The following is a 15347-nucleotide window of genomic DNA, read 5'->3' as shown; positions in this document are numbered from 1 at the left end:
CTCTCGCGGCCGCCCCGGACTTGTTTTCTATGAGAAAACGCAACTATTCGAACCGATAAAACCCTCGAAAACCGACGACATGGCTCGGATATCTACTGATTAGGTAGTGACCGTGTTCGATACGCCGCGATCGATCGGGAGTGTCGTAAGCCGGACCGCCACCCGAATTACAATCATACTATCGTAAATATTGTGGGGCGAATGTCCTCGATCGCCGAACTGGACTCTTCGTTGGCGGGTCGGACCTCGTCGGGGTGAGACGAGGCACAAATCTCATCCGTGAGACTAGTTATTTCGTTTTGTCATGGAAAACAATTCTGTGGCGGTAACGCGACGAGCGATCGTCCGCGCCAGAGGGGCGCGGAGACTGACGGAACCTCGACAACGGCATCGTCTAGTTAACGCAGTTTGAGAAGCGAGCAGGTCGTAGAGTTGGGTTGGTCACGCAGCTCGCAGACCTGCTCAGCGAGTGCTACGCGGCGGTCTTCCATAACTCGTGGGCGGTCGGGCCAGCGTCAGAAACTGGCTTGAAGAGTTCGTACATTACTATAACCCGCAGCGACCACACCAATCACTCAACGGATAAAGGCCAGCGGAGGTGCTAAACTAGACGGTGCCTCCACAACGTATTTGCAACTGTACGGAGAGTTCGGCACGTGAACGTACTGATCATCGACATCGACTCGCTGCGAGCGGACCATCTGGGCTGTTACGGGTGCGATCGCGGGACGTCGCCGACGATCGACGAACTGGCCGACGAGGGTATCGTCTTCGACAACTGTTACGCGTCGGACACGCCCTGCCTCCCCTCGCGGACGGCACTGGCCACGTGCCGATTCGGCGCGAACAGCGGCGTCGTCACTCACTACGGCGATGGACAGTGGTACGCCCACCCTGGGATTGGGCACGATCCGGACTACGACCGGCCACTGAGCTTCCGACTGCTCGCCGAGGAGGGCGTCCATACCGCGTCCGTGAGTAGCTTCTCCCAGCGCCACCTCGCCTACCATTTCAGCGGGTCGTTCCAGGAGACCATTCAACCGACCGCGACCGCCGGGACGACCGCGACCGAGGACTGCAACGACGTCACGCCGATCGCGACCGACTGGATTCGACGGCACGCCGACCGGGACGACTGGCTCCTCCACGTCAACTACTGGGACGTCCACCACCCCTACGACGGAATCGACGAGTTCGTCGATCCGGTCCGTTCCTCCGGCCCGGCCCCGGACTGGCCGGACGAAAGCGCGCTCGAGGAGCACCGTCGGACGACGGGCCCTCGCTCCGCGACGCAGTGGCCGACGGCCGACGCTTATGACCGTTCGACGGGCACCGACGATCTGCTGGATCACGGCGAGTGGGGCATGCCGGTAGAGTTCGACGACAGGGCGGCGGTCGAGCACCTCGTCGACGGCTACGACGCGAGTATTAGGAAGGTCGACGCGGAGGTCACGACGCTCCTCGAGGCGTTGGAGGACGCCGGGATCCGCGAGGAGACGGCGGTCGTCGTCACCGCCGACCACGGCGAGGCGCTCGGCGAGCACGGCGTGTACGCGGAGCACGCGCTGCCGCATCCTCCTTGTCAGCAGGTACCCATGATCATCTCGTGGCCGGGCGAGACCGACGAGGCGGCGGGGTGCCACGTCGACGAGCAGGTGTACCAGTTCGACCTCATGCCGACCGTCTGCGACCTCTTCGACGTCCCCGTCCCCTCTGGCTGGGACGCCCGGTCGTTCGCTCCCGCGCTCCGGGGCGATGCGTTCGACGGCCGCGAGACGATCGTCTCCGGTCACGGGATCTACACGTTCGGACGTGCGGTCTACCGCGGTAAGTGGATGTACGCCCGGTTCCTCCACCCCGGCGTCTTCCACTACCCGGGGATGTACAACGATCCCGACCTGCCCGACGGCGGCCGCGAACTCCTGCACGACCTCGACGCCGATCCCCATATGACGACGAACCTCGTCGAGGACCGCCCGGAGAAGGCGGCCGAACTGCGCAGCGAACTCGACGCCTGGATCACCGACCGCGTCTCCGACGGGTGGGCGGAGAGACGACCGCCGTCCTCGCGGGGGACCGAACCGCTGGCGACGATGACGTCGTGGGGGCCGTACCTCTACGTTGATCCCGAAGCGACGCTGGTGGCCTACCGCGAGGGCGACTGGTCCGAGAACCAGGTCGCCGCAGTCGAACGGTCCCTACGGGAGTATCCCAGAGACCGCCCCCCGAAGTGATCGGTGGGAACGACCAGTTCGTCGCGCCCCGACGGAGAGATCCGGCCGTGGGTCGCGGTGAGGACGTTCCCGGATGTCTCAACGCGGTCAAGTAGGTGGCGGTCACGGGAGGGGGAGGTGACGATCACGGCAAATTTATTACGCACGTGTAGAGATAGTGAGTCACAGGTAACCCGCTAATGGCAAGCAACGAGACCATCGTATTCGACGAACCGAAGTCAGTGGAGATCCGGGACCGTCAGCGGCCCGACCCGGGGCCCGGAGACGTCCTGATCGAAACCAACCGCACGCTCGTGAGCACCGGGACCGAACTCACCGTCCTGTCGGGCGAGTACCCCGACGACTCGCAGTGGGCGAACCACGCTACCTACCCGTTCGATCCCGGGTACAACAACGTCGGCGAGATCGTCGAGGTTGGCGACGACGTCGAGGCCGTTGACGTGGGCCAGCGGGTCGCTACCTACGGCTCTCACGCGGAGTACACCGTCGCCGACGCCGACGCCTGCCGTCCGATCCCCGACGGCGTCACCGACGACGAGGCGGCGTTTTTCACGATCGCGGAGATCGTCATGAACGGCGTCCGGCGGAGCGACCTCACCTGGGGCGAGACCGCCGCTGTGTACGGCCTCGGGCTCCTGGGACAGTTCGCGGTCCGATACTGTCGCCTCGCGGGCGCCCGGCCCGTCGCAGCGCTGGATCTCGCGTCCGGGCGACTAGAGTACCTTCCCGAAGACGGCTCCGTTCTCCCCGTCGACGTCGGCGAGGCCGATCCGGAGACGGAACTCCGTGAGGCGTCCGGCGACCGACTCGCGGACGTTGTCTTCGAAGTGACCGGGAATCCGAACGCGATCACCGACGAACTAGACGTGCTGCGCGACCAGGGTCGCTTCGTCGTGCTGAGCAGCCCGCGTGGCGAGACGTCATTCGACTTCCACGACCACTGTAACGCGCCGAGTTACCGGATCATCGGCGCTCACAACTCGTCGCACCCACCCGTCGAAACGCCGGCGAGCCCGTGGACGAACCATCGCCACTCCGAACTGTTCTTCGACCTCGTTCAGGACGGCGAGCTACGGGTCGACACGCTCGTCAGTCACCGTGCCGAGTACGCGGATGCGGCGTCGATCTACGGCGCGCTCCTCGAGGATCGGTCGGACGCGATGGGCGTCCTCCTGGAGTGGTGACAGCGGCCTTTGCCAGCGCGCCCGTCGCCGGTAGCCACACACCGTATCGAACCTCGCCCGTCCGAGCTGGGATGATCTGTCGACTACCCGGAACTGGCCGCCAGACGTTCGCGACGGGCACGAACAACTCCCTTCGACCGGCGCGCTAGGCCACGTGATCTGGGTACTCGACTTCGACCGGCATCCTGCGCTCGGCGGACTCGTAGACTGCGTCGAGGACCGCGACGGCGGCCGCCGCTTCGGACCCCGTGACCTCCGGGGACCGTCCAGTTTGGACCGCGTCGGCGAAGTCGCGGATCAGGCCGGCGTTGGGATCTGACCCCCAGAACACCGACGCGATGCCTGGGTCGTCACCGCCGTCCCGCGTCAGCTTGTACTTCTGGTCGAAGCAGTCGACCGAAATCGTCCCCTCAGAGCCGACGACATCGAGCGTCGCGTCGCCCCAGAAGTCCCACTTGTCGGGCCGACTCCACGATCCGTCGAGCGTGAACACCGCCCCATCGGACAGTTCCATCGAGAGGACGTTGACGTCCTCGACGTCGAACGAGTGAAAGCGCGTGTCGAGTTCGGCGTACACCTCGGCGACGCGCTCGTCGGTCAACCAGTGGACGAGATCGACGATGTGGACGGTGTGGTCGATCGCCGCGCCGCCGCCAGCCGCGTCGGGGTCCGTGAACCACCCGCCGGGCATCCGACCCCGGTTCGTCCCCGCCAGGTACTCGATCGAGCCGATGCGCCCACGTTCATAGGCGCGCCTGGCTCGCAGCGCCGGTTCGGAGAACCGGAGCGGCATCGCGACGCCGAGTTCGACGCCCGCGCGTTCGCACGTCTCGACGATCGACGCGGCCGTCGCCGTCTCGGTCGCGAGCGGCTTCTCGCACAGCACGTCGACGCCCGCGTCCGCCGCGGCGGCGACCCACTCCTCGTGGGTTGTATTCTCTGAGCAGACGATCGCGGCGTCGATCGCTTCGAGGAGGTCGTCGCGTTCTCGATACTGCGTGTCGTGGCGCTCCGCGAACTCGCGTCCGCGGTCGGGGTCGTCGTCGCTAACCCCGGCGAGCGGGACACCCAACTCGTCCCGAACGGCAGACGCATACGCGTCCGCGTGAACATGTGCCGCCGAGAGCATCCCGACCCGCAGATCGTCGCTCGCCCCGGTCATAGTTTCGCTCTGAAGCCGGTATCGCCCATCACTCGATACGAATGCATGCTCGAATGTGATCCGTTACTGGGTAATAATCGTTTGGTCTAGACGCCGAGCCCCGATCGGCCCGGTATCGACGGCGCGTGATCGCAGTTCGGAGCGAGTCGGTCTTACAGGCCCGAATTGTACACGGACGTGGAGTTCACTTCGATGACGTTCGAGCGCTGTTTAATCATCTCGACAATTTCCTCGTTCAAGGTCTCGTCGTCGAGTCGGTTGACCGGTCCGATGACGCTGATGGCGCCGTAGATGTTCTCCTCGTGGTGCAGGATCGGGACGCCGACGCCGACGAGCCCCCGGATGGTCTCTTCCCGGTTGTAGGCGACGCCGTCCTTGCGGATCGTCTCCAGTTCATCGAACAGTTCGTCGCGGTCCGTGATCGTGCCCTCCGCCACCGCTGGCAGCCCGTATCGATCGATGATCTCGTCGATCTGGTCCTCGCTCATCTGGGTCAGGATCGCCTTGCCAACGGCCGTGTGGTGGAGGTACGAGCGGTGGCCGATGTACAGCGCCGTTTCGACCGCCTGGTCGCCAAGCGACCGGTAGATGCAGACGTCTTTCCCGTGTTCCTCGACCGAAAACAGCGCCATCTCCCCCGTCTCTTCGGCGAGTTTGTCGACTTCCTGTTTGATCGTATCGTAGATGGCGATCCGGTTCCGGGCGTGATGGGCGGTGTCTAGGAACCGAAACCCTAGCTGGTAGGTGTCCTCGTTGTCTTTCACGACGTAGTTGTTCTCCTCGAGCGTCGCCAAGTGGTTGTGAACTGTCCCTTTCGTTATGCCGACGTGGTTCGCGAGCTCGGTGACGCCGGCGCCCTCGAGTTCCTGGAGCGCTTCGACGATGTCGAGCGTCTTCTGCACCGCATTGACCGTTTTGCGATCCGTTGACGGCCGCTTTGGGGGCATATCCTGTGTATGGCCATCGCCTCACTTAAACGTTTACCTCAAGTAAACGGTTACGTCGCTATCGCCGCTGCAGCTTCAGGGCCGGGTCCGTGCACCCTCAAACAGCACGCCGTTGTCAAAGATTGTGCAACAGAAGGCTTGACGCAACGGAACGCGACACCGCTGATGAGACGAAGTGCGTGACTGGAGCCAAGTCCCTCCAGCGAACCTGATCTCTGCGCAGCGCACCACCCAGAAGCAGTCCATCAGTCTTGCACACCTTTCTGGTTACTGTCTGGTCGTGGACGACCACAGTAAGGGACCACCGACTGACCTCGGGCTCGGGTTCTGGCCCAGTTTGTGCCCTGGTTCAGATCGGTGGCTCCGAAGTGGTCCTGAGAGGGCGCTGTTCAGATTAGAGTTTGAAGAAGCGAGGCGGTGGAATTCGTGGTGCTTATACCTGAATTCAACCGCCTCGCAGGATCTAGCATCGAGATCCAGTTAGATTTTATGGAGCGTGAGCAGACACCGCGCGAGGCAACAACCAGAACTACATTTGACGAGTCGATTACTCTCCACCATACTCTCCTGCGAGCGTTCACTAGCCGTTGCCGCGTTGCGCGCGGTCGTCTTTTGCCTGCGCCACCGACCCGGGATGGAACTCCGGACGCCGGCGTAGTGGGCCTCCCGGTCGACCCATCGTTCACGGTCCCGAAATGGTGACCGGTCAACGCGACTGCAATCAGCGGACAAGACCCCCTCTAGCAGGGCGACCACGCTCGAAACGCCTGCAGCAGTTCGCACTAACCGATTTTACGGGGGTGAAATTCTGGAGGGATCCGATTGGATTGGGGCGCAGGGGATAGGAGAGTACGCAAGACGTTTCAAAAGGCAGTCAGTGCTAGCCACGGGACCTTGCATGAGCATCGGGACTACGGGAAGATTCACTCCTCGGATGCAGCGGTGTGTCCTCGTTGTGGAGCGACCGAAATCGCGTGGTCGCGACTGGCGTTGACACACAAAGAGAGTATTCTTCGCGATGTCGAGTGAAAGTACAAGATATTGAAAATTCTTCCCTGCATAATCTCTGAATTATGGGATTTCAGCAGTAATTCTGGTGCATACTTGAAATTTGTAGAAGAAGTCAACCTCCAGATGGTGTTGGTAGTTATCTGAAAGTGATTCAGACTACAGTCGTGGCGACTGGCAGCCCCCCCTCCCCCCTTCTCGAAGGTTGCGGGTTTCGGCTTCGCCCTCCTCTTCAACGATGGTTTCACCGGCCACATCGATCGTAGACTCGCTGATCGTCGCGCTCGAGCGCGTCAGCGTGATTCCGTCCCGGCCATTTCCGGTCTGCTTGATACAGACGTTTTTGAAACTGGAGTTCGATCGATCGACAACATCTACTGCAGACCACCCATCCGCGTCACCGGTAATACTCACGTTCTGTGCATGGATCCCACCAGAGTAGTTGTTCCCCTCATTTGATTTGACGAAAATGGCCGGCGATTCAAACGGTGCATCCGTCCGGATCCGAGTGTTCTTGACATGGAGTTCCCCTGACGTTTGGTTGCTCACGATGCCACCGCTTGAGCCCACATCGGCGGACATGACGACATCACAGTTGTCAACCGTGACACCGCTACCGTCGGCCTGCCGAATCCCACGCATATTTGTTGTGTACCAGGTATCGACGTCCTCGGTGACCTCAACGCGGGCGTTCCTCACGTAACTTTTGGATGTGCCGAGTCGGACCTGGGAGATATTGTTGTTCGCGTAGTAGCCGCCTTCGACCTGGATGGCCGCCGGATCGATAGGATTCGAGGCATACAATCCATTGTCTGTGAATCCTTCGACGTGGCAGTCCCTGAAGGTGATCGTTCCACGGGTGAGCGGACTGACGAACATACCGTTTGTAGTGAACGTCTCCGTCGGTGATTCGGCTCCGTCTGGCGCTCGCACGTTCTGGACGAGCCCGTACTCGTCCGGCTCGAGAACCCAGAACAGCAACGGACCATGGGGGTTATCGAAGACACCTTTCACGCGGACGTCGCGCATCACGAAGCCGCCAGACGGCACGAGCTGGAAACGGCCACCGGTCCGTTCGGCGGTGACGTCGAGGGTGAACCCTTCGATCAGGATGTTGCGACCGTACCGTACCTCGAACCAGAGTCGATCGAAGTAGCCCCCTTCGCTTCCGAGACCTTCGGGTGCGACGAATACGGACTTCCCGGAACCGTCTCCCCTAAACCCAAAGTTCTCGTATCGGGTGTAGAGGGCTGAATCAAACTCATCTACGTCGGTCGGATAGTTCCGATACTGGGTCAACTTGTATCGGCCTTCGGGGAAATATAGCAACGTATTGTCGTCGGCGTGCTCGTGGATCAACGGCGTCACGGGCTCTTCACCGGTCGGGTCTGCACCGACCTTCACCATGTTGATGACAGTGTCGAACCCATAGTCGTACCGGCCGTCGGATGCGACTGCCGTCGATCCAAATGTTGCCGCGCCAATTCCGACTGCACTGGCCATTTTCAACCAGTCTCGTCGTGTGAATTTATTATCATCTTTCATGACTGCTGCGAACAATCATACCTCATCGCTTAATATAAATATTTGGGTGAATTAACAGATAACGTGTAATTCTCGGCTCAGCTGATGCTGTCGACCGGCCATATCGGGACGGGTTTGTGGAATTCACAGAGCGATATTCGGACAGACACTGCCTAACCGAACGCCCACTTGACCGGCGAGATGACGGTTTCAAACGGACTTTCTGGCCGCACAGAGACCGATCCATCGATGCGCGTTGTACGCAAAGAACTCGCGGTACTGATCAGATCGCACTCCCGCCCTTGCTACGTCGACCGCGTTCTTCGCCATCCGGACAGTGGCGATTCGTGGCCACGTGAAGTTGTCCCGACGATGCGTTTTCGATCGATCAGGCCTGCACTGGCGAGTGCAACCCCGACGAAGAGGCTGGCCAGTCGAGCGGGGTTTGGATAGGGACGTACGTCAGCAGATCACCCGTTTCGGGGGATCGGTAAGGGCGTTCGTCACCTGGCAAGTGCCTCCGTACTGCCGCCGGGCACCGAAAGACGACCGGCGCGGAGCCATCTGCTCCGTACAGCAAGTCGCCAACGATTGCTTGCGAGAGTCCCAGCAATCGAACTACTCGTTTGTCTGTAGGTCTCCCTTCGCATCCCAGATTTGCGTCATCAGATCGGCGAACACGGCTGTTCGCAGCGAGAACCCGTCGTCGTCTGTTTCGTCGAGATCTGTCGACGCGACGGTGGTCACGAACTCCTGATCGAAGCTCATCTCGGACAGAACCTCCCCTACGTCGAACGTGAGGTTGCCCTCCTCGTCGGTATCGAGCCACGCGACTTGTCGCTGCTAGTCGTCGTATTAGAGGGTGTAGGTCTCGCCACCGACCAGTTCGAAGATGTCGTCCATCGTGCCGATTTCGATCCAGCCGTCGTCGCTCTCGACGTAGAGGACGACGTCCCGAACGTCCGTCTCGTACCGTTTCACATTCCGATATCCAACCACGAGGACTTAATCCCATCGGCGAGAGACCCGCGAGGACGCCGCCGCGTTCGTCGGCCGTCTCGCCGGACGCTCCGCCGCCGGTCGGTGCCGACGGGCGATAGTACAGTACAGGCTTACTCGCCGAGGTAGTCGGTCGCCGAATTGTGGTGTGGGACGAAGCCCTCGGCGAACTCGACGCCGGTGCGTTTGCCGAACACGCGCGTCTCCGAGCGGACGCCCTTGATCAGGTTGTCGAACTCGGCGTCGATGCCGCCATGGTCCTCCAGAAACTCGAGTTGGGACTCGTGGTGGTTGATCGCCCGCTCCTTCCGATCCTGATAGCCGGAGATGTCGACGAAGACGCTGGGGTTGAACGACGACGTCGGCTTCCCGAAGAAGTAGACGTTCTCCGGGTCGTGGGCCTCGTGGTCCGTCTCGACCAGCGGGAGCGAGGCCATGTAGTATGCGTTCGAGACGAGCCGCGACGTCGCGCGGTGGTCGGGATGCATGTCGTCTTCGCAGTGCGTGAGGATGGCGTCGGGTCGGTGTTCCCTGATGACGTCGACGATCGTCAGCCGATCTTCGAGGGACTGCTCGATCCGGCCGTCCTCGAAGTCGAGGAACTCGCACTCGCACCCCAGTTCCGCGGCGGACCGCCGGGCTTCCTCGCGGCGGATCGCCGCGATTTCTTCCTCGGTCGTGTCGACGCCGCCGTACTCGCCGCTCGTCATGTGAATAATCCGGACGTCGTCGCCCCGGTCCGCGTGCTTCGCGAGCGTTCCGCCGCAGAAGATATCTGCGTCGTCGGGATGGGCGACGATTGCAAGTACTCTCATACCGTTAGCCGTATCGTCAGTCTGCGAAATAAGTGTCGTGGTTCCGCCGATCCGCTCACGACTGCACGACAGCTATACGCGGTACCGAAACGGTTTTTATCCGTGGTCGAGAGTTGTCGGACGTACTATGGAAGAGGTTTCGACGGACGAGGCGCCAGCGAGCATCGGCCCGTACTCCCAGGCGATCGATGACGGTCGGAAGGTCTACGTCTCCGGACAGGGTCCGGTCGACCCCGAGAGCGGCGAGATCATCGGTGGGGACATTGAAGACGAGACCCGTCAGACGCTGGAGAATATCGGCGCAATCCTGGAGGCGGCCGGCACGTCACTCGACAACGTCGTCAAGAGCACGGTGTTCGTCCAGGACATGGACAACTACGACGCCATCAACGGCGTGTATCAGGAGTACATGAGTGAGCCCTATCCAGCCCGCAGCGCGGTCCAGGTCGAGGACCTCCCGGTCGACATCGGCGTCGAGATCGAGGTCGTCGCGCTGAAGGACTGAGAGCCGCCTCCGGCGTGGGCACCCGTTTCTCCGCGGGCGTGTGATCGAGCGTCGATACAAGAGCGCTCGGCGTGGCGGTGGCGCCCGCAGTCGCCCGGTTCGGCCGCTAGTCCTCCGCGAATACTACCTCGCGGCCGGTCTCGGCGCTCTCGTACATCGCCTCGACGACGCGCTGGACCACGAGCCCCTCTTCGAGCGTGTTTCGGACGTGTTCGCGCTCACCGCGGACGATGTCGGTGACGTACCGCCACTGCGCCTCGAACATTTCGGACTCCCGGACCGTGAGTTCGGTTTCCGTTAGGGCCTCTCGATCCGTCGAGTACATCGTCGGGACGAAGGCCCCACTCTCGTGTGCGGCCGTCACTCCCGCCTCGTTGCCCTGCACCCGGATCTGCTGTCTCGGGTCGGTGTTGCTCGCCCACGCGCTGTGGACGTGGATCGTGGCTCCGTCCGTCGTTCTGATCAGCCCGCGCGCGTAGTCTTCGGTGTCGAACGTCGCGCCGTCGATCGGATCGCCGCCCCACATGGAGATGTACGTGTAGTCGTCCTTGTTTCCGAAGTGCGCGCCGGTCGATGCGCTTACCGACTCGACGTCGGGGAAGCCCAGCAACGACAGCGCCAGGTGGATGAAGTGGACCCCCGCGTCGATCAGGACGCCGCCGCCGGACTGGTCCTTCCGGGTGAACCAGCTTCCTAGCTGAGGAATCCCCCGTCGCCGGACGTACTCGACGTCGACGTCGTAAATCTCGCCGAACTCGCCGTCGGTCGCCCGGGCGTCGAGATCCCGGAACCACTCCGAGAACCCCCTGACGAATCCGACGACGACCCGTCCGTCGCTGTCGGCCGCCGCGTCGGCGATCCGGCGTGCCGCATCGAGGTCGTCCGCGAGCGGCTTCTCGACGAACACGTCCGTGTCGTCCTCGAGTGCCGCGATCGCGCAGCCGGCGTGCAGGAAGTTCGGTACCGCGACGACGACGAGGTCGAGCGACAGGTCCGCGATCATCGTCTCGTAGCGCTCGTACGTCTCCGGGACGTCGTACGCGGCCGCGAAGTCGCTCCGGGCATCCGGGTTGATATCGGCGACGCCGGCGATGTCTTCTCCGAGTTCGGTCAGCCGATCCGCGTGACGCCTGGCGATCGTTCCGCACCCGATGATACCGACATTGAGCGGTCGCATACCTCGGCACTCGGAGAGAACGATGATAAATGATACGGTCGGTCAGAAACGCCCGCGCCGTCGGCACGTTCTCGGAACCGAAGCGGCGCTACTCGACGCAGGACCGCAAGTACGCGAGGTCGCGCTCGATCGCGCGCTCATAGGCGTACTCTTCCGTCACGAATTCGACGTTCACGTACCCCTCGAAGCCGTTCGCCGCGAACGTCGAGAGCAGTTCATCGACATCGAAGAACGCCTCTTCGAGGAGACAGCGTTCCTCGCCGTTCCGCACGGGCACCGCCTGCACGTGCACGTTATTCGAGAGCGGCGCGAGTTCTTCGGCCTCCTCGGCGATCTCGTCAGCGGCGAGCGAGAACATCGGCTGGTAGTTCAATCCGAGGTTCTCCCGATCGACGGCCTCGACGAGTCGCCTGGCCCCCTCCGCGCAGTTCGTGAGCGTTCCGCCGTGTTTCTCGACGGTGACGCCGAGGCCCCGGCCGCTCGCCTCGTCGACCAGCGTCGTGAGATCCGCGACCGTGTCGTCCCAGTGGTCGTCCTCGTGCTCGCCGTACTCTTGCTCGCCGGCCCACACGCGGACGAGGTCCGCGCCGAGCGCCTCGGCGGCGGCCAGTTCCGTTCCGAGCGCCGCCTCGAAGTCGTCCGCGCCCGGCCGGACGTACGATCCGTACGCTGCGACCTCGAGCGACGCCTCGCGCGCCGCGTTGGCGATGCCCTCGCACTCTACTCGCGTCTTGTCGCCGACGTGCGGTTCCGTTCCCCAGATTTCGACGCCATCGTAGCCGGTCGCCGCAGCGGCGTCGAGGACGGTCGCGGCCTGCGCCTCACCGTTCGAGATCGTACATAGCCCGAAGTTCATCGGTTACGGGAGAGACTTCGACCGGCGGGAAAAACGTTGCGACGCGGCGGCCGTTCAGGCGGTTAGTTCGCCCGGGGACACCGGGACGCCGCGCTTCACGGACTCCCGCGCGGCCAGCGAAATCCGCATCGCCTCGATCGCATCGTCGACCGTTATCATCGGCTCGGAGCCGTCGCGGATGCAAGACAGGAAGTGCTCCAGTTCGAGCCGGTACGGATCCTTGTCCAAGACCATGTCAACGGGATCCCGTGACGGCGGTTCGTCGACGCTGGTGTGGATCTCGATCGGGTTCTCATCCTCGCTGCGGTACTCGATCAGCCCCTCGTCGCCCGCCAGCTCGAACTCGGTCACGAACGGGATCGAGTCGTCGGTCGGCCACCGGGCGTCGACCTTGCCGACGGCCCCGTTCTCGAACTTGAGCGTCGCGGTCGCGTACCGGTCGTCGCCCGCCTCAACGCGACGCGCGAAGACGGACTCGACGTCGCCGATCGCCCACCGCAGGAAGTCGAAGTCGTGGATCGCGAGGTCGTGGAGGACGCCGCCGCTCATCTTCCCGTCGTGGAACCAGGTGTCCGTGTCCGGCAACGGCGACTGCCGCAGGCAGGTGACCGTCCCAGGCGTGCCGATCTCGCCCGCGTCGACCCGCTCTTTCGCGGACCTGTACTGGGGGAAAAAGCGGAGCACGTGACCGGTCATGAGCGTGACTCCGGCGTCGGACACCGCATCGGCGATCGCCGCGCCCTCCTCCAGCGTTCGCTCGAGCGGCTTCTCGCAGAGCACGTCCAGTCCTCGGTCCGCTGCCGCTTCGACCAGTTTGCGGTGCGTCGGCGTCGGCGTACAGACGTCGACGGCGTCCACGTCAGTCTCGTCGAACAGCTCCGTCGCGTCGTCGAAGACGGTGGCGTCGGGCGCAAACTCTCGCGCGAACTCTTCCGGGTAGCTCGGCGAGGCCACCGCGGTAACCTCCGCGCCGTCTATGTTGTCGAATCGCGATGCGTGCACTCGCGACATGAACCCGCTGCCGATGAGACCAACCTCGATCATGTGTTGTCGACTGTTTTTCGCTAGCTATCATAAGGATTGCGCCAGATCGATTCCGTAGCCGATTAGCCCCTCTGCGGGAGCGCCGACGACACAGCGCCGACACTCCTCGTCAGGTGCGCCGAGCCAGAGTGAACGCGAGCGCAACATTGCGTTTTCTCAGGGAAAACGGTTTACGCGGATTTCGCTACGATCGTGTTCGGGCCGGCGGCGATCTTCTTGCGACAGATGCCCACATACCGCGTCGCAACTCCCATACGTTACAACTGTACTGGTGTAAATCAATTGGCCGGCTGACCCGGTGTAACTATCGAAGGCTCCCGGGTAGAGCGTTCCCACAGAGCAAATGCCTCGAGAACACCCGGTATCAGCGGGTTTAGACGGCAGTAATCGGGGTTACCGGCTCGAAATCTTCTCCGCATTCCTCGAATAGACGGAGCGCGCGGCCGCACCATCGTCAAAGGCGTTTTCCGTAAGAAAACAGAAGCGGCAAAGGCACCATCGCCTCCTCGCTCGAACGCCTCGTCGTCGGTGACGATCTGGTCGCCGGTCCACTCGCCGATCCGTGCCTCTCCGTCCGAATCGCGAAATCGTACCGTTCGCATCTCTTCCGCGTTCTCGTACCGGGAGAATAAACCAGCGGCTGGCACCCGCTGTCGAGGATCGATCTTCAGGCAGTGTCTGACGCCGTCGGCTCGACTGCTATCAGCGATCCGCCCCTCACAAAACTATAAGTGCGTGACCCCGAGTAGTTTCTACCGATGGACAGCGATAGTGTCACACACTCTCGACAAGCGACGAGTGGACCGAACGATGGGCGGCCGTGGCCGGAGGTGTCTCGAACGTGACCGTCGAGACGGACCACGCCGAGTGGCGACGGAACCTCGACGTGATCGACATGCACACCCACGTCGATGCCAAACGCGTCGACGAGGCCGTCGAGATCATGGACCGGATCGGCTTGGAGAAGGTGGTCGACATAACGCCCAGCACCGGCGAGCGCTTCGACCGGAAGATGGAGGCCTACGAGAAGTATCCCGATCGCTTCGACATGTTCGGCGGGATCGACTTCGACGGGTTCGGCGAGGACGGCTGGCTCGACCGCGAACTCGATCGTCTGGAACGCACCGCGGGGCGAGGTGCCGTCGGGATCAAGATCTACAAGGCGCTGGGGTTGCAGTACGAGGATCCCTCCGGAAACCAGGTTCCCGTCGACGACGAACGGATCGCACCGCTACTCGAGAAGGCCGCGGATCTCGACCTCGTGGTCGCGTTCCACATCGCTGACCCGAAGGCGTTCTTCGAACCGCTGGAGCCCGAGAACGAGCGGTGGGAGGAGCTCTCCGAGAACCCCGACTGGTGGTGGGGCGACCGCAAGGAACACTCCTACGACTGGTGGCAGCTCATCCGACAGTTAGAGAACGTGATCGAGCGCCACTCCGAGACGACGATCCTGGGCGTCCACTGGGGCTGTGCGGCCGAGGAAGTCGGCTACGTCGCCGACGTCATGCGCGACAACCCGAACTACATCGTCGACATCTCGGCGCGGGTGCCCGAGATCGGACGCCACAGGCCCGATCTGGTCCACGACGTCTTCGTCGAGTTCCAGGACCGCATCATGTTTGGAACGGACCTCGGCGTGCGCGATCCGCTGATGCTGGGCTCCCCGCAGGATTTCGACCCCGACCTCGACGACACCGAGGAGTTCTACGACGCCCACTGGCGCTACTTCGAGACCGACGAGGAGGGGATCGACCACCCGACGCCGATCCAGGGCGACTGGACCGTTGACGCGATCGACCTCCCCCGCGAAGTTCTCCGGAAGTTCTACGTCGAGAACGCTCGACGCCACCTGGGCGTGTAAGTCTCGGCGCCGCGGACCCCGATCGCATCGG

At 62.7% G+C, this 15347-nt stretch carries 13 protein-coding genes and 1 pseudogene; 5 read left to right on the top strand and 9 right to left on the bottom strand.

The genetic code is table 11. The annotated features are described in order from the left end of the window. Window positions 1-496 precede the first annotated feature (496 nt). From MUH00_RS19930 to MUH00_RS19920, 3 genes and pseudogenes are all read left to right on the top strand, one after another. Window positions 497-586, top strand: a pseudogene (locus tag MUH00_RS19930) (integrase core domain-containing protein); the annotation flags it as partial. A gap of 70 nt (window positions 587-656) precedes the next feature. Further along, window positions 657-2234: a sulfatase family protein gene (locus tag MUH00_RS19925; RefSeq protein ID WP_247004572.1), complete on the top strand. Its 1578-nt coding sequence runs from the start codon at window positions 657-659 to the stop codon at window positions 2232-2234. Window positions 2235-2413: 179 nt separating this feature from the next. Further along, window positions 2414-3418: a zinc-binding dehydrogenase gene (locus MUH00_RS19920; RefSeq protein WP_247004571.1), complete on the top strand. Its 1005-nt coding sequence runs from the start codon at window positions 2414-2416 to the stop codon at window positions 3416-3418. A 145-nt stretch (window positions 3419-3563) separates the two neighbouring features. On the opposite strand, the gene MUH00_RS19915 is transcribed toward MUH00_RS19920, so the two are convergent. The 6 genes from MUH00_RS19915 to MUH00_RS19895 all read right to left on the bottom strand — a co-directional run bounded on the left by MUH00_RS19915 (window position 3564) and on the right by MUH00_RS19895 (window position 9873). Continuing rightward, complete coding sequence (locus tag MUH00_RS19915; RefSeq protein ID WP_247004569.1) at window positions 3564-4580, bottom strand: Gfo/Idh/MocA family protein; 1017 nt, start codon at window positions 4578-4580, stop codon at window positions 3564-3566. 152 nt (window positions 4581-4732) lie between these two features. Then, complete coding sequence (locus MUH00_RS19910) at window positions 4733-5527, bottom strand: IclR family transcriptional regulator (protein ID WP_247004568.1); 795 nt, start codon at window positions 5525-5527, stop codon at window positions 4733-4735. 1167 nt (window positions 5528-6694) lie between these two features. After that, on the bottom strand, window positions 6695-8038 hold the full coding sequence (locus MUH00_RS19905; RefSeq protein WP_247004566.1) for a hypothetical protein: 1344 nt from the start codon (window positions 8036-8038) through the stop codon (window positions 6695-6697). Window positions 8039-8677: 639 nt separating this feature from the next. After that, window positions 8678-8827 (bottom strand): hypothetical protein, encoded by a 150-nt coding sequence (locus MUH00_RS19900; protein ID WP_247004564.1) that lies wholly within the window; start codon window positions 8825-8827, stop codon window positions 8678-8680. A gap of 87 nt (window positions 8828-8914) precedes the next feature. Then, window positions 8915-9040, bottom strand: a complete 126-nt coding sequence (locus MUH00_RS22920) for a hypothetical protein (protein WP_256464815.1) — start codon at window positions 9038-9040, stop codon at window positions 8915-8917. A 131-nt stretch (window positions 9041-9171) separates the two neighbouring features. Next, window positions 9172-9873, bottom strand: a complete 702-nt coding sequence (locus tag MUH00_RS19895) for a PIG-L deacetylase family protein (protein ID WP_247004562.1) — start codon at window positions 9871-9873, stop codon at window positions 9172-9174. Window positions 9874-10000: 127 nt separating this feature from the next. Here MUH00_RS19895 and MUH00_RS19890 point away from each other — a divergent pair, with 127 nt between their 5' ends. Then, entirely contained in the window at window positions 10001-10378 is a 378-nt protein-coding gene (locus tag MUH00_RS19890) for a RidA family protein (protein ID WP_247004560.1), read from the top strand. 106 nt (window positions 10379-10484) lie between these two features. On the opposite strand, the gene MUH00_RS19885 is transcribed toward MUH00_RS19890, so the two are convergent. The 3 genes from MUH00_RS19885 to MUH00_RS19875 all read right to left on the bottom strand — a co-directional run bounded on the left by MUH00_RS19885 (window position 10485) and on the right by MUH00_RS19875 (window position 13455). After that, window positions 10485-11555 (bottom strand): Gfo/Idh/MocA family protein, encoded by a 1071-nt coding sequence (locus tag MUH00_RS19885; RefSeq protein ID WP_247004557.1) that lies wholly within the window; start codon window positions 11553-11555, stop codon window positions 10485-10487. Between the two features lie 88 nt (window positions 11556-11643). Further along, window positions 11644-12411 (bottom strand): sugar phosphate isomerase/epimerase family protein, encoded by a 768-nt coding sequence (locus tag MUH00_RS19880; protein WP_247004555.1) that lies wholly within the window; start codon window positions 12409-12411, stop codon window positions 11644-11646. Between the two features lie 54 nt (window positions 12412-12465). Then, the gene (locus MUH00_RS19875) at window positions 12466-13455 is read right to left on the bottom strand and encodes a Gfo/Idh/MocA family protein (RefSeq protein ID WP_247004553.1); all 990 of its coding nucleotides are present in this window, start codon (window positions 13453-13455) and stop codon (window positions 12466-12468) included. Between the two features lie 841 nt (window positions 13456-14296). Between MUH00_RS19875 and MUH00_RS19870 the strand changes: the two genes are divergently transcribed. Next, complete coding sequence (locus MUH00_RS19870; RefSeq protein WP_247004551.1) at window positions 14297-15316, top strand: amidohydrolase family protein; 1020 nt, start codon at window positions 14297-14299, stop codon at window positions 15314-15316. Window positions 15317-15347: the final 31 nt, after the last annotated feature.

Origin of the sequence: Halosolutus gelatinilyticus, assembly GCF_023028105.1 — an archaeon.
In the GTDB taxonomy this organism is placed as follows: Archaea; Halobacteriota; Halobacteria; order Halobacteriales; family Natrialbaceae; genus Halosolutus; species Halosolutus gelatinilyticus.
Note: the sequence above shows the minus strand (reverse complement) of the source record. Positions and strands in the feature narration are given on the sequence as shown.